The organism is Kitasatospora sp. NPDC088779 (assembly GCF_040685395.1).
In the GTDB taxonomy this organism is placed as follows: Bacteria; Actinomycetota; Actinomycetes; order Streptomycetales; family Streptomycetaceae; genus Kitasatospora.
The window spans coordinates 102029-121755 of sequence record NZ_JBFBHW010000005.1 but is presented as its reverse complement, the minus strand read 5'-3'; the positions used below and the strand labels follow the sequence as shown (position 1 = coordinate 121755).

At 74.6% G+C, this 19727-nt stretch carries 18 protein-coding genes; 8 read left to right on the top strand and 10 right to left on the bottom strand.

Annotation, left to right across the window (positions count from 1 at the left end):
• Window positions 1–31: 31 nt before the first annotated feature.
• Window positions 32–475 (bottom strand): VOC family protein, encoded by a 444-nt coding sequence (locus tag AB0P03_RS06180; protein WP_363580469.1) that lies wholly within the window; start codon window positions 473–475, stop codon window positions 32–34.
• A gap of 285 nt (window positions 476–760) precedes the next feature.
• On the opposite strand from AB0P03_RS06180, the gene AB0P03_RS06175 reads away from it, so the two are divergent.
• Together AB0P03_RS06175 and AB0P03_RS06170 are read left to right on the top strand one after the other, a co-directional pair.
• The gene (locus tag AB0P03_RS06175) at window positions 761–1849 is read left to right on the top strand and encodes a hypothetical protein (RefSeq protein WP_363580471.1); all 1089 of its coding nucleotides are present in this window, start codon (window positions 761–763) and stop codon (window positions 1847–1849) included.
• Between the two features lie 203 nt (window positions 1850–2052).
• Entirely contained in the window at window positions 2053–3543 is a 1491-nt protein-coding gene (locus AB0P03_RS06170) for an alkaline phosphatase PhoX (RefSeq protein WP_363580473.1), read from the top strand.
• 27 nt (window positions 3544–3570) lie between these two features.
• Here the strand turns inward: AB0P03_RS06170 and AB0P03_RS06165 are convergent, their stop codons facing one another.
• Window positions 3571–5226, bottom strand: coding sequence for a helix-turn-helix domain-containing protein (locus AB0P03_RS06165; RefSeq protein WP_363580475.1), 1656 nt, complete (start codon window positions 5224–5226; stop codon window positions 3571–3573).
• A 142-nt stretch (window positions 5227–5368) separates the two neighbouring features.
• Here AB0P03_RS06165 and AB0P03_RS06160 point away from each other — a divergent pair, with 142 nt between their 5' ends.
• From AB0P03_RS06160 to AB0P03_RS06145, 4 genes are all read left to right on the top strand, one after another.
• Entirely contained in the window at window positions 5369–5965 is a 597-nt protein-coding gene (locus AB0P03_RS06160) for a PadR family transcriptional regulator (RefSeq protein WP_363580477.1), read from the top strand.
• Window positions 5962–7227: an NAD(P)/FAD-dependent oxidoreductase gene (locus AB0P03_RS06155; RefSeq protein WP_363627943.1), complete on the top strand. Its 1266-nt coding sequence runs from the start codon at window positions 5962–5964 to the stop codon at window positions 7225–7227. The genes AB0P03_RS06160 and AB0P03_RS06155 overlap by 4 nt, the downstream gene beginning before the upstream one ends.
• 150 nt (window positions 7228–7377) lie before the next feature.
• Window positions 7378–9006, top strand: a complete 1629-nt coding sequence (gene pruA / locus AB0P03_RS06150; protein ID WP_363580481.1) for an L-glutamate gamma-semialdehyde dehydrogenase — start codon at window positions 7378–7380, stop codon at window positions 9004–9006.
• Between the two features lie 213 nt (window positions 9007–9219).
• Complete coding sequence (locus AB0P03_RS06145; RefSeq protein WP_363580483.1) at window positions 9220–10149, top strand: proline dehydrogenase family protein; 930 nt, start codon at window positions 9220–9222, stop codon at window positions 10147–10149.
• A 79-nt stretch (window positions 10150–10228) separates the two neighbouring features.
• Here AB0P03_RS06145 and AB0P03_RS06140 read toward each other — a convergent pair whose 3' ends face one another.
• Window positions 10229–10414 carry a hypothetical protein gene (locus tag AB0P03_RS06140; protein WP_363580485.1) on the bottom strand — a complete coding sequence of 62 codons (186 nt, stop codon included), beginning with the start codon at window positions 10412–10414 and terminating at the stop codon, window positions 10229–10231.
• 98 nt (window positions 10415–10512) lie between these two features.
• Between AB0P03_RS06140 and AB0P03_RS06135 the strand changes: the two genes are divergently transcribed.
• Window positions 10513–10890 (top strand): hypothetical protein, encoded by a 378-nt coding sequence (locus tag AB0P03_RS06135; RefSeq protein WP_363580487.1) that lies wholly within the window; start codon window positions 10513–10515, stop codon window positions 10888–10890.
• Between the two features lie 9 nt (window positions 10891–10899).
• Here AB0P03_RS06135 and AB0P03_RS06130 read toward each other — a convergent pair whose 3' ends face one another.
• The 4 genes from AB0P03_RS06130 to AB0P03_RS06115 form a co-directional block, all read right to left on the bottom strand.
• On the bottom strand, window positions 10900–11388 hold the full coding sequence (locus AB0P03_RS06130; RefSeq protein ID WP_363627942.1) for a GNAT family N-acetyltransferase: 489 nt from the start codon (window positions 11386–11388) through the stop codon (window positions 10900–10902).
• A gap of 129 nt (window positions 11389–11517) precedes the next feature.
• Window positions 11518–12480, bottom strand: a complete 963-nt coding sequence (locus tag AB0P03_RS06125) for an SGNH/GDSL hydrolase family protein (RefSeq protein ID WP_363627941.1) — start codon at window positions 12478–12480, stop codon at window positions 11518–11520.
• Between the two features lie 186 nt (window positions 12481–12666).
• On the bottom strand, window positions 12667–13938 hold the full coding sequence (locus tag AB0P03_RS06120) for a TerD family protein (RefSeq protein WP_363627940.1): 1272 nt from the start codon (window positions 13936–13938) through the stop codon (window positions 12667–12669).
• Window positions 13939–14160: 222 nt separating this feature from the next.
• Window positions 14161–15510 (bottom strand): hypothetical protein, encoded by a 1350-nt coding sequence (locus tag AB0P03_RS06115; protein ID WP_363627939.1) that lies wholly within the window; start codon window positions 15508–15510, stop codon window positions 14161–14163.
• A 340-nt stretch (window positions 15511–15850) separates the two neighbouring features.
• Between AB0P03_RS06115 and AB0P03_RS06110 the strand changes: the two genes are divergently transcribed.
• Window positions 15851–16351: an SsgA family sporulation/cell division regulator gene (locus tag AB0P03_RS06110; protein WP_363627938.1), complete on the top strand. Its 501-nt coding sequence runs from the start codon at window positions 15851–15853 to the stop codon at window positions 16349–16351.
• Here AB0P03_RS06110 and AB0P03_RS06105 read toward each other — a convergent pair.
• The 3 genes from AB0P03_RS06105 to AB0P03_RS06095 form a co-directional block, all read right to left on the bottom strand.
• Window positions 16270–17793 carry a GAF domain-containing protein gene (locus AB0P03_RS06105; protein ID WP_363627937.1) on the bottom strand — a complete coding sequence of 508 codons (1524 nt, stop codon included), beginning with the start codon at window positions 17791–17793 and terminating at the stop codon, window positions 16270–16272. The two genes, AB0P03_RS06110 and AB0P03_RS06105, sit on opposite strands and share 82 nt — an antisense overlap.
• Before the next feature lie 321 nt (window positions 17794–18114).
• On the bottom strand, window positions 18115–19209 hold the full coding sequence (locus AB0P03_RS06100) for a M56 family metallopeptidase (RefSeq protein ID WP_363627936.1): 1095 nt from the start codon (window positions 19207–19209) through the stop codon (window positions 18115–18117).
• Entirely contained in the window at window positions 19209–19664 is a 456-nt protein-coding gene (locus tag AB0P03_RS06095) for a BlaI/MecI/CopY family transcriptional regulator (protein WP_363580501.1), read from the bottom strand. The genes AB0P03_RS06100 and AB0P03_RS06095 overlap by 1 nt, the downstream gene beginning before the upstream one ends.
• Window positions 19665–19727 lie beyond the last annotated feature (63 nt).

The window sequence follows — 19727 nt, the reverse complement described above, 5'->3', positions numbered from 1 at the left end:
GGGGGCTTCGACGGGCTGATGGGCGGGCGGGTCAGGGGAGATCCAGGGAGCCGTCCTCGGCGAAGGGGAAGAACGGGTTGTGGGCCAGCTCCCAGAGGTGGCCGTCCGGGTCCTCGAAGTAGCCGGAGTAGCCGCCCCAGCTGGTCGGGACCGGCGGCTTGACCACCACGGCGCCGGCCTCGACCGCCGTCTTCAACGCGGCGTCCACCAGCGCGGGGGACTCCAGGTTCACCGCGAGGGTGACGCCGCGGAAGGCGGGCTCGCCGGTGGCGGGCACGCCCGCGTCGGCGGCCAGCTCCTCGGTGGGGAAGAGGCCGAGCGCCGAGTCGGCGGTGCGGAACCAGACGATCTCCGGGCTGGAGGCGGAGGACCGCCGCCAGCCCAGGCCTTCGTAGAAGCGGGCGCTGCGGTCGAGGTCGGCGACCCCGAGGGTGACGATGCTGATCCGGGCCGGGAAGCTGCTGTCTGCTGTCATGCCGCCAGGGTAGGGAGGGCGGCTGACAACCGCGCCTCCTGACACGGCCCGTGCCCGTTGGCGACCGGGCGTCCCGACGCGGCCTGCGCCGGTGCCCGGCACCCGAGCTGATGACCCGGCAGGTCCCGGGCACTAAGGTGGCGTCGGCGGTGCGGGCGCGAGGACTCGGGGGTGCGGCACAGGATGATGCGGGAGAGTGGCGGCAGGCCCCCGGAGTGGAACGTCGGGCGGACGGACCCTGCGCGCGTCCCGGACCCGAGGAGCAGGGAGGAGCGTCTCGCCGCGGTGGATGACTTCTCCCGCCGGACGGTGGCCGCGGCCGACTTCCCGGTGTACGGCGTCGTCGCGGGGCTGTCGCGCGGGGGCGGCGCGACGGGCGGCTGGGGCGAGGCGCTGGCCGCCTTCGAGACCTCCGGCGGCGAACTCGCCTGGGTCGAGGTGCAGTCCGGCGACTGGAGCTCGGTGGCCGGCCCGTACGTCAGCGTGCGCACCTACCGGCCGGGCGCGGAGCACGGCGAGGACCTGCCCGAGCTGGAGGACGTGGTCGAGGACGAACGGGACCGGGTCTACGACCACCTCGGGGTCGACGAGGGCGACGGGCCGGGCCGGGTGCGGGCGCTGCGCGAGTGGATCACGGTGGACGGCGAGCCGTACCCGGTGGAGGTGCACGAGGACCGGCCGGTGCTCTGGCCGGGCGCGTCGGCCGCCGACGGGGCAGCACCGGTCTGGGCCGGGCGGCTGCGGATCGGCGGCCTGACCGTGACGGTGTGCGGGCGCGGGGTGCCGCCCGGCGGCGTGGAGCTCGGCGGGATCGCGGACTTCGAGCCGTACCTGCGCGGCCGGGCCGAGCTGCTGGGCGAGCTGGCCGCCCGGCGGGCCCGGCAGGTCCCGGTGGAGGAGCGCGAACTGCCGCCCGCCGTCGGGCTGGAGGCGCACCGGGAGCTGATCGCGCAGAGCGTCGCCGAGTCCGCCGCCGTCGAGGCGCAGGTCCGGGCCGGGCGGACGCCGCGGCGCCCGCGCGGGGACGCCTACGAGGTGCGCTGGGAGGTGGCGGTGCGCCAGCAGATGCGGCTCGCCACCGAGACCCGGGAGGAGGCGGTGACGGCGCTGACCGCGATGGTCAACCACCTCAACCGGCTTGCCCGGCACACGCATTGGCTGATCGGCACGCCGGAGGGCGGGGCGGCCGTCGAGGAGGTCGTCCGGTACACGGTGTTCGCCAGCGAGGTGGCGAGCCTGCCGGCGCAGCGGGCCTGGGAGCAGCTCTGGCGGGAGCGGCGGGGCGGCGGGCCGGAGGTCTGGGAGGAGCACCGGCTCGCCGAGCAGCTGTGGTTGTCGGCCTGGGAGCAGTGGCGGACGACGCGGTCGGGGTGACCCTCGGCAGGTGCCGTAGGCAAAGCGGAGGTCATGTGTCGGTCATCGGTCGGCAAATGGCCGCCTGGGCGTGAGGTGGGCTTCATGCCGGGTTCATCCCCGCGGCGGAGTCTGCTGGTCGTCGACGCCCCGTCTCGACGCCCCGCCCGCCGGCCACCGGGCCCGCCCCCGGTCCGGCGGCCGATTCCTCAGGAGTTGCTGCCATGCCGCTGTCCCGCCGGGACTTCGTCAACCGTTCCACCCTCGTCGGGGCCGGCGTGCTGATCGCCGGCAGCGCGGAGGCGCTGGCCAGCGCTCCGGGCGCGATCGCCGCCCCGGCCGGCGGCGAGCTGCCGGCCGCGTCCGCGACGGGTGACACCGGTGCCGCGCGCGCCGCCGTCGGCTACGGCCCGCTGGTGCAGGACCCGGCCGGGCTGCTGTCGCTGCCCAAGGGCTTCGCGTACAAGGTCGTCAACCGCGCCGGCGTCACCCGGCTGCGCACCGGCGAGTTCACCCCGAGCAACCACGACGGCACCTCCGCCTTCGAGGACGAGCGCGGCGGCAACCTGCTGGTCGTCAACCACGAGCTGTCCGGTGCCCGCGCCAACTGGCCGTACCCGGTGCCGCTGACCGAGGGCCACGTCTACGACCCGGGCGCGGCCGGCGGCTGCACCATCGTGCACGCCAAGCGGAACGGCTCGGTCGAGCAGTGGGTCGGCATCGCCGGCACCTCCACCAACTGCGCGGGCGGCGTGACCCCGTGGGGCACCTGGCTGTCCGGCGAGGAGACCGAGGACAAGGCCGGCAAGAACGGCTTCACCAAGGACCACGGGTACATCTTCGAGGTCGACCCGTTCGACGACGACTACAACCGCGACCCGCAGCCGGTGAAGGCCTTCGGCCGGTACGCGCACGAGGCCGTCGTGGTGGACCCGAAGCGCGGCCACGTCTACCTGACCGAGGACGCCTCGAACCCCAACGGCCTGCTGTTCCGCTGGACCCCGCCGGCCGGCTTCAAGCACGGCCGCTACCAGCTGCGCAAGCTGGCCGCCGACGCGGGCGTGCTGGAGGCCTTCAAGGTCTTCGACTCCCAGGGCAAGTTCGTCGACGACCTCTCCCGCGCCACCAAGGTCGGCACCACCTACGGCGCGGACTGGGTCAAGGTTCAGGACCGCGACGCCAGGACCGTCTCGGTCCGCAAGCAGTTCAAGGACGGCGAGGTCACCCGTGCCCGCAAGCTGGAGGGCATGTGGTGGGGTGACGGCGGCTTCTACTTCGTCTCCAGCTTCGCCCGCTCGGAGAGCCCGGTGCAGCACGACGGCCAGGTCTGGTTCTACAACCCGACCCGCCGCACCATCACCCTGAAGGTGCTGCTCGGCGTCAACACCGACGTCTGGGGCGACCACGACAACTTCGACGGCCCGGACAACATCACCGTCTCGCCGTACGGCGGCATCGTGATCGCCGAGGACGGCGAGGGCGTGTCGCACCTGTTCGGCGCCACCGAGGACGGGCTGACCTACTCCGTCGCCCGCAACGAGCTGAACATCGGCACCGCCGAGAAGCCGGAGTTCAGCGAGTTCACCGGGGTGACCTTCTCGGACGACGGCAAGACCCTCTTCGCCAACATCCAGACCCCGGGCATCCAGCTGGCCATCACCGGCCCGTGGCACCGGCTGAACGAGCACAAGCGCGGCCAGGGCTACGGCGAGTGAGCCACTGAGAGTCGAGGCTGCCCGCGGTCATTCGTCCGCGGGCAGCCTCAGTTGCAGCATCGCCAGCAGGCGCTGCTGCGGCTGGGCGAGGTCGATGCCGGTCAACTGCTCGGCGCGGCGCACCCGGTAGCGCAGGGTGTTGGGGTGGATGTGCAGGGCGTCCGCGGCGACCCGGACCTCGCCGAGCGCGTCCAGCCAGGCCAGCACCGACTCGGCGAGCCGGGTGCCGTGCCGGCGGTCGTACGCGGCGAGCGCGGTGAGCCGGGGGTCGCGCAGGCCGGAGCGCTCCTGGAGCAGCGCGAGCATCTCACTGACCAGCACCTCGGCCTGGACGTCGATCAGCGCCGCCACGTCGAGGTCCACCCCGCCGCGGCCCATCGCGTCCAGGATGCGGTCCGCCTGCGCGCGGGAGTCCGGCACCTGGGCCAGGCCGTCCACGGTCGAGCCGATCGCGGCGCGCAGCGGGACGCCGAGGTGCTCCCGGGCGGCCGCCACCACCTCGTCCGCCCAGCCGCGCACGGTGGCCATCGGCAGGCCGGGCGGGAGTTCGGGCAGCAGCACGTACACCCGGGACTCGATCGGGGCGAGCAGTGCGGTGCGGTGTCGGGCGGCGGCGTGCACCGAGATCAGGCCGGTGACGTCGGAGCGGTGCAGCGCCTCGGTGGTGTGCGCGCTGTAGGCGAGCACGGTGGCCGGGCGCCGCAGGTCCAGCCCCAGGTGGGTGGCGAGCGACTGCGGGCCGGTGGAGCCCTCCAGCAGGCCGGTGAGCAGCGTCCGGGTGAGTCGCGTGTCGGCGGACAACTCGCGTCGGCGGCGCACCAGTTGGGCGGCGGCCACCCGGGCGGCGCCGACCAGGGCCTGATCGGCGAGCGGCGCCAGCGGCTGCGCCCCCTCCTGCACCCAGATGGTGCCGAGCGGCTGCGCCCCGGCCCGGATGCCGATCGCCAGGCGGCGGCGCAGGCCGAGTTCGGGGTGCGGTTCGACCGCGATCGGGGCGTCCGAGGTGCGCAGGTGCTGGAAGATGCCCCACTCGCGGAGCTTGGACAGGTACGGCTCGGGGCCCTGCCAGCCGAGGATGGAGAGCCGGCGCAGGTCGTCGACCTCGTCCGAGTCGGAGGAGCGGGAGTACGCCAGCACCCGGCTGGAGGTGTCCTCGATCGAGACGATGCCGTTGGTGAGCACGGCGACGGTCTGCGCGAGGGAGAAGAGGTCGCCCGCGTTGGGTTCGGGGGCGCCGGGGGTGTCCGGGGCGTCCGGGCCGGCGATGATCGCGCGGGCCAGCGAGTCGAGGTGCTCCCAGCGGGTCTCGCGGCGGACCGAGAGCAGGGCGACGCCCGCCTCGGTAGCGGCCTCGCGCAGTGCGTCCGCCTGGCCGGGGCCGTCCAGTTTGACCGCGACCGCCGCGGCGCCGGCCCGTCCGGCGGCACGCAGGGCGGGGAGGGCGGCGCGGCCGCGGGCGCCGATCGCGAGGACGAGTTCGCCGGGGGCGGCGGTCGGCGGGTCCTCCGGGTCGAGGATCGCGACGTCGCGGACCGGGACGTCCAGGCCCTGCGGGGCGGCCTGGAGTTCGACCAGGGGTTCGCCGAGGGACATCAGCAGCCGGCGGAGCGGGAGGCCGGAGGTGGGCGGGAGGCCGGGGACGGGCGGGAGTCCGGGGGTGGCGGGGAGGCCGGGGGTCGTCATCGGGCCTCCTTCATCCGCTCGGACAATGCCGTGTGGTTGATTTTAGCCGGGCGGACAGAGTCGTGGCCCGGCTTTCGTAAATAGTTGACTCTGACTATTCAGGATTGGATAGTCAGTACTGACCAAGAGATGAGGACGTCTCGTGGCGAAGCGACGCAAGGTGTCGAACCCGCTGGCCCTCGCGGTCCTGGCCGAACTCGTGGCCGGGCCGATGCACCCGTACGAGATGGGGCGCCGGCTCAAGGAGCACGGCAAGGACCGCAACATCAAGTACAACCGCAGCTCGCTGTACATGGTCGTGGAGCAACTGCGGAAGGCCGGGTTCGTCGCCGAACAGGAGACCGTCCGCGACACCCAGCGACCGGAGCGCACCGTCTACGCCGTCACCCCCGAGGGCCGGGCGGAGCTCACCGACTGGATGCGCGAACTCGTCGCCGAACCGCAGCACGAGTACCCCGCGTTCGGGGTCGCGCTGTCGCTGCTCATGGTGGTCCCGCCGGCCGAGGCCGTGGAACTGCTGGAACAGCGGCGGGCCGCGCTGGCCGCCGAGGTGACGGGCATCCGGGCGGCCCTGCGGAAGGCCTCGGACGACGGCGTGGCCTGGATCTTCCTGATCGAGGAGGAGCACCGGGTCGGCGCGCTGGAGGCCGAGGGCCGCTTCGTCGAGCACCTCGTCGGTCGACTCAAGGAGCCGGAGTTCATCCGGACCTGGCACGAGATCTTCGGGAGCCTGGAATGAGTACGAGCAACGGGGAGAAGAGGGCCCTCGTCATCGGCGGCGGGATCGCCGGGCCGGTGACGGCACTGGCCCTGCGCAAGGCCGGCGTCGAAGCCGTCGTCTTCGAGGCCTACGAGTCCTCCGCCGAGGGCATCGGCGGCACCTTCATGATCGCCCCCAACGGGCTCGACGCCCTGGCGACCGTCGGGCTCGGGGCGGAGGTCGGCGCGATCGGGCAGCCGATCGGCCCGATGCTGATCGAGGACGGCCGGGGCGGCGTGCTGGCCGAGTTCGCCGGCCTCCCCGACCTGCCGCCCGGCCGGGTCATGCGCCGCGCCGAACTGTACGAGGTGCTCCAGCGGCGGCTGCGCGAGAGCGGCATCGAAGTCCGGTACGGCAAACGGCTGGTCGGCGCCGAGGAGGGCGCCGACGGCATCACCGCCCGCTTCGCCGACGGCGACACCGCCACCGGCGACCTGCTGATCGGCACCGACGGCACCCGCTCCACCGTCCGCACCCTGATCGACCCGGCCGCACCCGGTGCGCGGTACACCAGCCTGCTCGGCGTCGGCGGCTACAGCCCGCACCGGCTGCCCGGCCGGGCCGGACACGGCGAGACCATGCACTTCGCCAACGGCGCCCGCGCCTTCTTCGGCTACTGGGGGCTGCCGGACGGCGCCGGGACGGCCTGGTTCAGCAACATCCCGCAGCCCGATCAGCTGACCGCCGAACAGGTCCGCGCCGTCAGCCCGGAGCAGTGGCTGCGCCGGGTCCGCGACCTGCACGCCGACGACCTGCCCGCCCGGGACGTGCTGCGCGAGGCCGCCGCCGACACCGTCGAGGTCTTCCCGCGGCTGGAGATCATGCCGTCCGTCCCGCACTGGTACCGCGGCCGGATGGTGCTGGTCGGCGACTGCGCGCACGCCCCCTCCAACAGCTCCGGCCAGGGCGTCTCGCTGGCCGTCGAGAGCGCCGTCGAACTCGCCCGCTGCCTGCGGGACCTGCCCGACCACACCGCCGCCTTCGCCGCCTACGAGGCGCTGCGCCGGCCCCGGGTCGAGAAGATCGCGGCCGACGCGGCGCGCACCAACAACCAGAAGTCCTCCGGGCCGGTCGGCCGGGCGCTGTTCCGGCTGCTCGCGCCGATCGCGATGCGGACCTTCCTGAGCCCGGAGAAGATGCTCCGCCCGGTGCACGGCCACCGGATCGACTGGGACCGGCCGGTGCTCCCGGTGGCCTCCGGCGCGACGGGCCGGCAACGGCGCGCCGTGATTGCGCCGTGACCCCTTCGTCGGGCCGGACAACGCCGTACGGGGGAATTTAGCCTTCCGGCCAATCAAGTGGCCCCAGGGGCAGGAATAGCGTTCGTGCTGTGGCCGACGTGCGACCCGCGCCGGCATCCCCCCGCATCAACGAAGGAGAGCGTGCGCTCTATGGACGCTGTGACCCAGGTCCCCGCGCCGGTGAACGAGCCGGTCCACAGCTACGCCCCGGGCAGCCCGGAACGGGCCCGTCTGGAGGCCAAGCTGAAGGAGCTGGGCGGCCAGGAGCCGGTCCAGCTGACCATGACGATCAACGGTGAGCGCCGCATGGGCGGCGGCGCCGAGATCCACGTCGTCCAGCCGCACAACCACGCGGCGAGGCTCGGCACCCTGCGCAACGCCACCCAGGCCGACGCGCAGGAGGCCATCGACACTGCCCTGGCCGCGGCCCCGGCCTGGCAGGCGCTCTCCTTCGACTCCCGCGCCGCGATCTTCCTCAAGGCCGCCGACCTGCTGGCCGGCCCCTGGCGCGAGACCCTGGCCGCCGCCACCATGCTCGGCCAGTCCAAGACCGCCCAGCAGGCCGAGATCGACACGCCCTGCGAGCTGGTCGACTTCCTGCGCTTCAACGTGCACTTCGCCCGCCAGATCATGGCCGAGCAGCCGATCTCCTCGGACGGCGTGTGGAACCGCAGCGACCACCGCCCGCTGGAGGGCTTCGTCTACGCGATCACCCCGTTCAACTTCACCGCGATCGCCGGCAACCTGCCGACCGCGCCCGCGCTGATGGGCAACGTGGTGCTCTGGAAGCCGTCCCCGACCCAGCAGTACTCCGCGCACCTGCTGATGCAGCTGCTGGAGGAGGCCGGCCTGCCCAAGGGCGTCATCAACATGGTGACCGGCGACGGCCTGGACGTCTCCGCCGTGGCGCTCAAGCACCCGGCGCTGGCCGGCATCCACTTCACCGGCTCCACCGCCACCTTCCAGCACCTGTGGCGCTCCGTCGGCGAGAACATCGCCGGCTACCGCACCTACCCGCGGATCGTCGGCGAGACCGGCGGCAAGGACTTCCTGGTCGCCCACCCGTCCGCCGACCCGGCCGTGCTGAAGACCGCGATGACCCGCGGCGCCTTCGAGTTCCAGGGCCAGAAGTGCTCGGCGCTCTCCCGCGCCTACGTCCCGGCTTCGATCTGGGCCGGTCTCAAGGACGAGTTCGCCGCCGAGGTCGAGGGCCTCACCATGGGCGACGTCACCGACCTGGCGAACTTCATGTCCGCCGTCATCGACGACCGTGCCTTCGCCAAGAACAAGGCCGCCATCGACCGCGCCCAGGCCGACCCCGCGGTCGAGGTCCTGGCCGGCGGCACCTACGACGACTCGGTCGGCTACTTCGTCCGCCCGACCGTCCTGGTCTGCGAGGACCCGGCGTCCGAGTACTTCCGCGAGGAGTACTTCGGCCCGATCCTCGCCGTGCACGTCTACCAGGACGACAAGTACGACGAGATGCTGGCCCAGATGGAGTCGGCCTCCGCCTACGGCCTGACCGGCGCGATCATCGCCCAGGACCGCGCGGCCGCCCAGGACGCCATGCACAAGCTGCGCTTCGCGGCCGGCAACTTCTACATCAACGACAAGCCGACCGGCGCCGTCGTCGGCCAGCAGCCCTTCGGCGGCGGCCGGGCCTCCGGCACCAACGACAAGGCCGGTGCCAAGCAGAACCTGGCGCGGTGGACCTCGACCCGCTCGGTCAAGGAGACCTTCGTCCCGCCGACGGACTACCGCTACCCGCACATGGGCTGAGTGCCCCTCCCGACCGTTCCGGTCGCCTGACCGTCCAGGTCACGTGGCCGCGCCGGTCACCTGACCACTCCGGTCGCCTGACCACTCGGTCACCCGCGACGCCCGGCCCCGCAGCCGGGCGCCGCCCGCCGGGGCGGCGGTGTCACATACCCGCCGCCCGCCGCCCCGGCCCCCCTTCTGCCACCCTTAGAAGCACCAGCTCCAGGAGTCACGATGCTCCGTTCCGCCCTTCTCGCGGCCTCCCGGTCGCCGCAGGTCCGCACCGTGGTCGAGAAGTTCCCGCCGACCCACGCGATAGTCGAGCGCTTCGTCGCCGGTGACGTCCTCGACGACGCCGTCACCGCGACCGACGACCTGATCGCCACCGGCCGCAAGGTCACCCTGGACCACCTCGGCGAGGACACCCAGGACGCCGCCCAGGCCGCCGGCACCGCCGAGGCCTACGAGCACCTGCTCAAGGCGCTCAAGGAGACCGGCCTCGCGGCCGGCGCCGAGGTGTCGGTCAAGCTGTCGGCCGTCGGCCAGTTCCTCCCGGTGGACGGCGAGAAGATCGCGCTGGAGAACGCCCGCCGCATCTGCGAGGCCGCCGCCGACGCCGGCACCACGGTGACCCTCGACATGGAGGATCACACCACCACCGACTCCACCCTCGGCATCGCGCGCGAGCTGCGGGCGGACTTCCCCTGGCTGGGCGTCGTGCTCCAGGCCTACCTGCGCCGCACCGAGGCCGACTGCCGCGAGTTCTCCGGCCCCGGCTCGCGCGTGCGCCTGTGCAAGGGCGCCTACAAGGAGCCCGAGTCGGTCGCCTTCCAGGGCAAGCACGAGGTCGACCTCGCGTACGTCCGCGCGCTCAAGGTCCTGATGGCCGGCGAGGGCTACCCGATGATCGCCTCGCACGACCCCAACATGATCAAGATCGCCGGCCAGCTCGCCCAGTGGAACGGCCGCAAGCGCGACTCCTTCGAGTACCAGATGCTGTTCGGCATCCGCCCCGAGGAGCAGCTGCGCCTCGCCGGCGAGGGCAACACCATGCGCGTGTACCTGCCCTACGGCCAGGAGTGGTACGGCTACTTCATGCGCCGCCTCGCCGAGCGCCCGGCCAACCTCACCTTCTTCCTGCGCGCCATGGCCACCCGCGGCTGACCCGCGCGCACCCGCACGACGACGGCCCGCACCCCCGGTGGAAGGGGGGTGCGGGCCGTTTGTCGCGTTCCCGGGACTTCTAGAGGAAGTCCTTGGTGTCCAACTCGAACTCGAACGGGGCGGGGAGGGCGAGCGGTTCGCCGAAGGCTGCCAGGTGCACCTCGGTGTACTCGTCGCGGTGGGGATTGCTGAAGAGGCTGACCTGGGCCCGCTCGCGGTCGATTGGTTGGACGCGCCAACAGAATAGGTGAGCTCGGAGTGGCACGTCGGGTGGATGGATGACGATCACTCAATGGGGTGAGGCGGAACCCCGGATTAGGATCGAGGCAGCGTGAACTGGGCTTTTGGTAAGAGGAGTTGGGGATGCTGAAGGAGTTCGCGGGGTTGTCGACGCCGTTGGTGGCGGATGCGTGTGTGCGGTTGGGGGTGGGGCTCAGGGCGGCGCCGGTGGGGGTGGCGGCGGTGGCGGCGCGGGTCGGGCCGCACCTGGTGAGCGCCGGGGACGTGGTGTTCGGCGACGCGGACGGGGTGCTGTTCGTCCCGGCCGACCGGGCCGGGGAGGTGCTGGATACGGCCGCCGGGATCGCCGGGACCGAGCGCGCGCAGGCCGGGCGGATCGCCTCCGGCGACACGCTGCGCCGGCAGACCGCCTTCGACGAGTACCTGGAGCGCCGCGCCGCCGACCCGTCGTACAGCTTCCGGCAGCACCTGCGGCGGGTCGGCGGGGCGATCGAGGAGTAGCGAACTCCCTTACAGTGCCCGGTGCATGACGTGCAGGCCGACGTATCCGTCGACGGGGTGGTGGAAGGCCTCGGGGACGGTGCCGACGATGTCGAAGCCGAGGGACCGGTAGAGCTTCACGGCGTGGTGGTTGTTGGCGACCACGGCATTGAACTGCATGGCGCGGTAGCCGTTGGCGCGAGCCCAGTCGAGGGTGTACTCGACCAGGGCCCGCCCGATGCCGCGGCCGTGGTGCGCCGGGTCGACCAGGTAGCTGGCGCTGGCCACGTGCGCGCCGTTGCCGGGGCGGTTACGGGTCATGTTGGCGGTGCCGACGACCGTGCCGGCCTCGTCCACCGCGACCACCGTGCGATGGGGTGCGGCGAGCATCCACCACTCCCGGCCGAGGTCGGAGGAGAGGTCGAGGGGGTAGGGGAACGTCTCACCGGCGGCGATGACGGTGTGGAAGAAGGGCCAGACGGCAGGCCAGTCCTCGGGGGTGGCTTCGCGGATGAGCATCCGCTCAGCATGATCCGCGACGGGAGGGCCTGCCACTGGTTTTCGATCGGTTCTCGATGCGCGGGCGTTTCCGGCGCGGCTGCTTCCGGTTCGGCCGCTTCCGGGTTCGGCCGCTTCCGGTGCGGCCGGTCAGTTCAGGACGGCGTCCTCGACCAGGGCGGCCGCGTGGGCCTGGCCCTTGGCGTTGGGGTGCACCAGGGCGTAACGCAGCGGGATGATGCTGGTCAGCACGCCGTCCAGCCAGTGGTCCTGGTCGCACACGCTGTGGCCGGTGGTGGAGGGGTAGAGGTCGACGAAGGTGTCGCCGCGGGCGGCGGTCCGCTGGGCGATGATCGCGTTGAGCGGCTCCAGGACGGCCGTCCGCGCCCAGGCGAGGTCGCCGGTGGTGAAGGTGGCGAACTGCTCCAGGTCGCCGTAGGTGCAGCGGGTGGCGTCCTCGGGGACGAGGTGGGGGTAGCCGACGGCCAGCAGTCGCGCGGACGGGGCCTTGGCGTGCAGGGCGCCGAGCATCTGGTCGAAGTCGCCGCGCAGTTGGTCGAAGCGGTCGGGCAGGCTCGCGTCGAACTTGTCCTTGCAGGGCGTGCCCTGGCCGAGGACCGCGGCGCCGAGTTCGATGCAGCCCTTGAGGATCTCGGCGAAGCCGAGGGTGTTGCCGCCGATCTCGACGGTGATCACGTCGGCGCTCGGGGAGACGGCGTCGATCTGCGACGGGACCGGTGGGAAGGGGGCGCCGGGGTTGGTCCCGAGCGGCGGGAGCGGGCGGCCGGGCGGGGCCTCCTTGGTCTGGTAGACGTCCTTGACGGTGGCGCCGGAACAGCTGACGTTGCGCAGTTCGACCAGGGGGCCGAGGCCGCGGCGGATCAGCTCGGGGTAGGAGCCGGTGGTGCGGGCGCAGCCGTCGCGGGGTTCGGTCTCGGCGCCGGCGGCCTCGACGAAGCCGGCCGTGTAGGAGTCGCCGAGCGCGGCCCAGGCGAGCGTCCGGACGCGGCCGGACGGCTCGGCGGCGGCCTGGGCGGCGGACGGGGTGATCAGGCCGGCGGTGAGCGCGACGGCGGTGCCGGCGACGGCGAGGCGGGACAGGAAGCGTGGCACGGTCTCTCCCTCAACGAGTGCGCGGGAGAGCGCGATTCACCCCCCTAGAGGTAAATCGAGTCGGCGGGTGGACGACTTGATCCCTCAGGAGGGTGAATTCGCGTGTGCGGCCATGACATTGGGCCGATCGGCCCTGGGCGTCAGGGTGGGGCGGTGAGGGGTGGGGCGGGGCGGGGGCGAGACGGTTCAGAGCAGGGCGGCGGACGGATCGACCATCGCCCGGGCGGTCTTGGCGTCGACGTACTCGCCGAGCGCGGTCATCACCCACTCGCCGGACGACTGCCGGACCAGCTTGCACATCACCACGCCCGTGTGCGGCTCGGAGTGGGTGAGGTCGAAGCGGACCAGCTCCTCCTCCGTCCGGGCGTCCAGCAGGCGGCAGTAGGCGTTCTTGACCTCGGTGAACCGCTGGCCGGAGAAGGAGTTGACGACGAAGACCAGGCCGGTGACCTCGGCCGGCAGGCCGTCCAGATGGACGGTGATCGACTCGTCGTCGCCGGCTCCGCCGCCGGTGAGGTTGTCGCCGGAGTGGGCGATCGCGCCCTTGAAGACGGTCAGCTTCATGAACCAGGCCGTCTCCAGCTTCTTGCGCCGGGCGTCGAAGGCGAGGCAGGAGGCGTCCAGGTCGACGCTGCGGCCGCGGCCGGCGGGCTCCCAGCCGAGCGCCATCCGGACCGAGGAGAGGAACGGGCGGCCGTTCTTCACCAGGGAGACCGAACTGCCCTTGACCAGGTTGACCCGGCCCTTGTCCAGGGTGACCTTGGCGGGGGCGGCCGGGGCCGGCGGGGCGACCGGGGGCACGGGGGGCGCGGGCGGGGTGGCGGCGAGGGCGATCCGCGGGTCGACGGGGGGAGCCGGGTGAGCCGGGGGAGCGGCCGGAGGGGTGGGCGGGGCCGCGGGGGGAGTGGCGGGGGCCGGGGCCTGGGCCTGGGCGGCCGGGGCCGCGGCCGGGGAGTCGTCGACGGAGACGCCGAAGTCGGTGGCGATGCCCGCCAGGCCGTTGGCGTAGCCCTGGCCGACCGCGCGCACCTTCCAGGCGCCGCCGCGCTGGTAGACCTCGACCACGATGAGCGCGGTCTCCTGGCCCAGCTGAGGCGGGGTGAAGGTCACCAGGGCCTGCCCGGTGTCGGCGTCGCGGACGGTGGCGGTCGGCTCCATCCCGGCGAAGGTGGAGGACTGGTCGGCGGGGCTGGCGGTCACCACGATCTTGGTGATGCCGGCCGGGACGGCCAGGGTGTCGACGGTGATCGCGTCCGGCGCTCCGGCGGCGGCCGGGCGGTGGCTGACGCCGGGGCCGTGCGGGGCGTTGAAGAAGACGAAGTCGTCGTCCGAGCGCACCTTTCCGGCGTCGGTCAGCAGCAGGCCGGAGACGTCCAGCGCCTTGGGCGCGGTGACCTCGACAGTCACCCGCGCGGCGGTCAGCGGGGCGTTGCCGCCTTGGGTCAGGACGGTGGACACGGACTCCTCCTCGGATGCGGAACGGCGGCCGGCCGGGGCCGCTGGGACCGCCGGGCCGGGTGCTGCCCACAGTAACGAACGGGCGCGTCGGGATGAGCCCGTCCGGGGCGGTGACCTGTCGGATCGTCGGACGGTACGGCCGGACGACGGGGGTGGGCGGCAGACCCCGGCGAGGTGGCGAGGCTGCGAGGTGGCAAGCCGGCGGGACGGCGCGGCCGGAGGTCAGCGGGGCGTGAAGGCCGTCGGCGTGCCGGGGCGCGGCGGGAGCCCGGGTGCCTCGGGCGCGGCGGGCCGCGGTGTGACCGGCTGCGGCGCGGCCGGCTGTGGTGCGACCGGGCCGAAGGCGCCGAGCGCGGCGACCGCCCGGGGCCGGTCGATGCCGAAGGCGGCGGCGCTCCAGCTCTCCGCCGCGGCGACCTTGCGGACCGGGCCGGACGAAGCGGGCCAACCGGACGGGAGCGAGGGGCCGGACGGGAGGGACGGGCCGGACGGGCCGGTGGGCCCCGGGGGTTCGGCGGCGGGGCGGGTGCCGCGCACGCCGAAGGCGTAGTGGCCGGGCGGGACGTCGATGCCGGCCGGGGTGGTGAAGCGGTAGACGAGGGTGCCGCGCTCCTGTTGGGCGGTGACGACCGCGCCGGGCAGGTCGGTCCAGGCGGCGCCGCTTCCGGGTGCCAACTCGCCCGGGGTGAGGCGGAATTCGGCCTGAAATGCGGTGAGCGGCTCGGTGGCGGTGAGGTCGAGCTGGTGCCGGAGGCCGTCCCGGCCGAGCGGTGTGACCGTGGCGACGCCGGTCAGGGCCTGGTCGGTGCCCGGGTCGGTGTCCGGGTCAGGGGTGCCGGCGGTCGGGCCGTCGGTGCCCGGGGCAACCGCGCCGGGCGGCGGCGGTGCGGGCTGCGCCGGGGCGGCCGGGCGGGGTCCGGGCGCGTGCGGCGTGGTCGGCGAGGGGGAGGGCGAAGAGGGGTCGGCCGGCTGCTCGGCGGCGGGCGCGACGGGCTGGGCCGACGGCGAGGGCGCGGCGGCGTCGGCCGGCGTGGCGGGCTCGCCGGTGCTGGCCGGCCGGGTGCCGGGGCCGTGGTCGGCCATGGGTTCGGCCGCGGCCTGTCCGCCGGCGGGTTCCGGGGGTGCCGACCGGGTGCCGGGCGCGCTGGGCGAGGCGCTGGGCGAGGCAGCTCCGGCGGCCGTGCCCTCCGCCGCCCCCGGGCGGTGCGCCGAGGGGCTCGGTGCGGGCGGTCGGCCGGTGGCCGGGAGGTCGGTGGGGTTCGGCGCGGTGGGGTTCGGCGCGGTCGGGGCCCGGTCGGCGGCGGCCTCGGCCTGGTCGCCCGCGGCGGGGGTGGGCGGCGGGGTGGTGCCGACGCGCGCGACCCCGGCCCGCCGGCCCACGCCCTGCTGCTCGTTGAGCAGGAGGGTGGTGGCGATGCTGATGCCGACGACGGTGGACATCGCCATCGCGGCACCGGAGAAGCGCAGGGTGGGCAGCCGGAACCGGCCGCCGAACGGGCGTGGCCGCCCGTGCCGGCCGTGCCGTTCGGGTTCGTGCCGAACGTCCCGCGCAGTGTCCTCGCGCGCAGCCACCGGACCCCTCCCTCCCCGAAGTCGCCGTCGCGGTCGCGGTATTCTCCCATGCGCTGCCACCGGGCCGGCATCGGCCGCCCGGGGTCGGTCGGCCGGGGTCCGGGTGGGGCCCGCGCCGGGAGGGGGAGAGCGTACCAGCGGCTCGTCGCGGCCTGGACGGTTTTGATCCGTTTCGTGGACACCCGTTCGACAGAAGGAAGTTGACGATCCATCTGATAAGTCGGTGAGGGCGGTCGGGCCCGCCCGGACGGGGATCGATGCAACCTCCTTGCAACCCTTGCCCGCCCGGCCGGAAGTGGCTCAGGCTGAGGTCATCCCACGCCGTCCCGGAGAGACCGTCATGCCGCCCGACCCGCTGTCCGCAGCCTCCAGTGCACCCCTCGCCGCCACCCCCACGGGCGGCGATGGGGACGGCTCCACCGCCGCTCCGGCGGCGGTGGAGGAGGTGCTGATGCTGCGGATCTCGCTGGGCGAGGAGGTGGTCGGCGAGGTGCGCACCCGGTTCCGGTTCGAGGCCGCGCGCCCGTACGAGGTGCTGCTGACCTTCCATCTGGGGCGGCCGGACGAGGCCGACTGGGTGTTCTCGCGCGAGCTGCTGCGCGACGGTCTCCAGACGCTGAGCGGCCAGGGCGACGTCAAGCTGTGGCCGGCGTACTGCCCGTGCCACGGCTCGACGCTGCACCTGGCGCTCGAATCACCGCACGGCAGCGCCCTGCTGGAGGCCTCCAAGCCCCGGGTGCGGGCGTGGCTGGACCGTACCTACGCGCTGGTCTCCGCCGATGCGGAGCGCGCCTGCGGCCCGACCGACGCCCAGCTGGCCGCGCTGCTCGCCGGCGGCTGAGGCCCGGTCGGGGCGCCGGCGGGCCCGCGCGGCGGCGGGACGGGCGCCGTGCCCGGCAGCCGGACCGTCCCCGTGGCCAGCCCGGCCCGCAGCCGCCGGACGGCCGGGGCCGAGGAGGCCGGCAGCAGGTCGTACGGGTCGTCCGGCCCGTCCACCGTGACCAGCACCGACTCGGCGATGCGGTACGGCCGGTGGGCCAGCAGGCCGCCCAGGTAGCGGCGCAGCCGGGACAACTCGGCGCGGACCGTCACCGTCCGGCCCGGGTCGCCGAACAGCGCCTCCGCGAGCTGCGCGGCCGTGCTGCCCTCGCGTCCGGTGGCGAGCAGGAGCAGCAGTTCGGCGTGGCGCGGGCTGAGCGGGTGCGACCAGCTGCCGGCCGCGCCCCGGACGGTCAGCTCCGGGCGGTCCTGGCGGCGCAGGTCGAGCCGGAGGCGGGCGCCCTCGGCCTGCTCGGCCTGTTCGGCCGTCACCGTGCCGGAGCCGTCCGCCTCGGGTGGCCGGACCGGTCGCACCAGCCAGCCGTCCGCGAGCGGTTCCAGGGCGCACTCGCCGAGGCCCGGCACCCAGTGCACGGCGGCGGTCCCCCAGCCGCCGACCGGCACCCGCAGCCGGCCGGGCGGCGGCAGCCCGGCCGCGGCGGCGGTCCACCCGGCGGAGTCCACCACCAGGGCCGGGCCGGCCACCCGGGCGAGCACCGGCGCGGCCAGGGTGCGCAGTTGGTGCAGCGCCTCCAGCCGGTGGGCGCGCAGCTCGGTCTCGGCGAGCCGGGCGGCGGTGGCGGTGAGCTGCAGCAGGTACGGGCGGACGTTGCGGGCCGGGCCGCTGAGGTTGATCGCGCCGACCAGCCGCCCGGTGCCCGGGTCGTGCACGGGGGCGGCCACGCAGGTCCAGGAGTGGTGGCTGCGCAGGTAGTGCTCGGCGGAGTGGACGTGCATCGGGCGCTGGGCGCGCAGTGCGACGGCGATGCCGTTGGTGCCGACGCTCTCCTCGATCCAGCGGGCGCCGGTGAGGAAGCCGATCCGGTCGGCGCTGCGGCGCAGGGCGCGCTCGCCCTCCTGCCAGAGCACGTGGCCGTCGGCGTCGGCGATGGCGAGGATCAGCGGGCTCTGGCCGACCGGCTGGAGCAGGGTGTCGCGCAGCACCGGCAGGACCGCGTCCAGGCCGCTGGTGCGGCGGCGCTGCTCGATCTCGGCGGGGCCGAGGTGGACGGCGGCGGCACCGGCGTCGGGGTCGAGCCCGAGGCGGCGCAGCCGGGCCCAGGAGTCGCCGATCTCGGGGCGGGGTTCGAGCAGGCCGGGGGAGCCGGGGTCGGGGTAGGGGGGCTGGGCGAGTTCGCGGGCGGCGGCTTCGGCGAGGGTGCGGTCGTGGACCCTGGCCAGCTCGGCCGTGCTCGGCGCGGTGCGGCGTTCTGGTCGTCGGGACTGCCGTCCGGTCTGCCGCACTCGCGTTGCTCCTCGCCGCCGTTCGAGGCCGCGCCGGGGTCGACGCGCTGACGAAAGCGTACGGGGGCGGTGAGTGTCTGGGGACGGGGTCTGCCAACTCGGCATACCGGACGGTATGACCGTGGACATGCCGGGGTGTGATGACTAGCGGGGGTCCTGGTGCGGGCCTGGTGTGAGCCCGGCGCGGGCCTGGTGCGAGGCCTGGCACGGGACCTGGTGAGGGCCTTGCGTAGGCCTGGTGCGGGCTCGGTGGATCGTGCCGCGGTCAGCGGTCAGCGGTCAGCGGTCAGCGGTCAGCGGTCAGCGGTCAGCGGTCAGCGGTCAGCGTTCCGCGCCGGTGCCGCGCTGGGCCGCCTCGACGGTGTGGTGCAGGTCGGCGGTGGCCTCCAGGGAGGCGGCGGTGCTCAGCGCCAGGCAGGCGGCCAGCGCGATCGCGACCGCGCGCAGGCGGGTGCCGGTGGCGGTGGTCGCCGGGCGGGGCTGGAGCAGGGCGGCGACCCGGCGCGGGACCGGCCCGGAGTGGGCGGCGGGGACGAGCCGGGGCCGGGCCGGCCAGGGGGAGCGGCTGGCGGCCAGGGCGGCCCGGCCGACCGCGCGGGCGGTCACGGCGCGGTCGCCGACCCGGGCGGCCGCCACCTCGTCGGCCCAGCGCTCCAGGTGGTACCCGAGGGGCGCGCGCAGCGGCCGCAGCGCCGGGTGGAGGTCGGCGGCGTGCTCGGCGAGGGCGAGGAAGACGTGGTGGCGGGCGGTCAGGTGGGCGCGCTCGTGGGCGAGCAGGGCGGCCCGCTCGGGCCCGGTGAGGATGCGCAGCATGCCGGAGGTGACCACGATCCGGCCGGGCTCGCCGGGCCGGCCGGGGAGGGGCAGGCGCCCCGGCAGGGCGAAGGCGTCGGCGCGCTCGTCGTCGAGGACGGCGAGCGGGTGCTCGCTCGGCTGGAGCAGGGCGCGGGCGCCGGCCAGGACGGCCTGCGGGGTGCGTGCCCGGCGCATGGTGACGTGCCCGGGGCGTGTGTCCGGATGCCGGCCCTCGGTCGGCGTGGGGCAGTCCGGCGCGGGGCAGGCCGGGAGGGCGGCCCGGGCCTCGCGCAGTTCCAGCCGGTGGCGGCGGGCGGTGCGGACGGCCCGGGCGGTCAGCGCGGCGAGCACCAGACCGGCCGCGGCGGCCGCCACCGGCGCGTCGGGTGCGGCGGCGGTGAGCCAGGGCAGCGACAGGTGGCCGATCGCGGCGACCGGCGGTAGCTGGAGCAGCCCGGCGGCGGCGAGCAGGCCGAGCGAGCAGAGGGTGCCGCCGGCCAGCACGGCGGACGTCCCGGCGAGCATCCAGGCGGCGGCCCGGGGCGGCAGCGCGTCGGCGAGGCGGCGGGCCAGCGGGGCGGCCAGGAACGGCAGCAGCAGCGGGGCCCAGACGGCGATCATCACGATCCGGCCGCCCCGGGGGTGCCGTGGCCGGAGGTGCGGTGGCCGGGGGCGGGGGCGATGCCCGGGGTGGAGTCGAGACCCGGGGCGCCGTCGCCGAGCAGGTCGCGCAGCAGCTGCTCGTCCTCGGCGGAGAGGTCGGAGACGAAGCGGGCGAGCACGGTGGAGCGGTCGGCCTCGCGGCCGAGCTCGGTGTGCATCCGGCGGGCGGCGAGGCCCGCGGTGTCCTGGACGGTCGGGGTGTACGCGTAGGCGCGGCCGGCCCGGGTGCGCTCCACGGTGCCCTTGTCGTGGAGGCGGGCGAGGATCGTGGCGATGGTGGTGCGGGCGAGGTCCCCGCCGAGTGCCGACTGGACGTCCTGCGGGGTCATCGGCTGCCGGGCCGACCAGAGCGCGGCCAGCACCTCGGCCTCCAGCTCCCCGGCGGGCCGGCGGGCGGACGGTACGTCGGACATGGCGGCGCTTCCTCCAGGTTTCGTCTACAGTCATGTAGACCGTCTACGTCACTGTAGACGGTC

Coding starts and splice junctions, on each gene's coding strand:
- AB0P03_RS06130 (WP_363627942.1), bottom strand. CDS start 11,388: ATGCTCATCCGCGAAGCCACCCCCGAGGACTGGCCTGCCGTCTGGCCC.
- AB0P03_RS06095 (WP_363580501.1), bottom strand. CDS start 19,664: ATGTCCGACGTACCGTCCGCCCGCCGGCCCGCCGGGGAGCTGGAGGCC.
- AB0P03_RS06110 (WP_363627938.1), top strand. CDS start 15,851: ATGCCGCCCGACCCGCTGTCCGCAGCCTCCAGTGCACCCCTCGCCGCC.
- AB0P03_RS06170 (WP_363580473.1), top strand. CDS start 2,053: ATGCCGCTGTCCCGCCGGGACTTCGTCAACCGTTCCACCCTCGTCGGG.
- pruA (WP_363580481.1), top strand. CDS start 7,378: ATGGACGCTGTGACCCAGGTCCCCGCGCCGGTGAACGAGCCGGTCCAC.
- AB0P03_RS06155 (WP_363627943.1), top strand. CDS start 5,962: ATGAGTACGAGCAACGGGGAGAAGAGGGCCCTCGTCATCGGCGGCGGG.
- AB0P03_RS06135 (WP_363580487.1), top strand. CDS start 10,513: ATGCTGAAGGAGTTCGCGGGGTTGTCGACGCCGTTGGTGGCGGATGCG.
- AB0P03_RS06145 (WP_363580483.1), top strand. CDS start 9,220: ATGCTCCGTTCCGCCCTTCTCGCGGCCTCCCGGTCGCCGCAGGTCCGC.
- AB0P03_RS06165 (WP_363580475.1), bottom strand. CDS start 5,226: ATGACGACCCCCGGCCTCCCCGCCACCCCCGGACTCCCGCCCGTCCCC.
- AB0P03_RS06100 (WP_363627936.1), bottom strand. CDS start 19,209: ATGATCGCCGTCTGGGCCCCGCTGCTGCTGCCGTTCCTGGCCGCCCCG.
- AB0P03_RS06180 (WP_363580469.1), bottom strand. CDS start 475: ATGACAGCAGACAGCAGCTTCCCGGCCCGGATCAGCATCGTCACCCTC.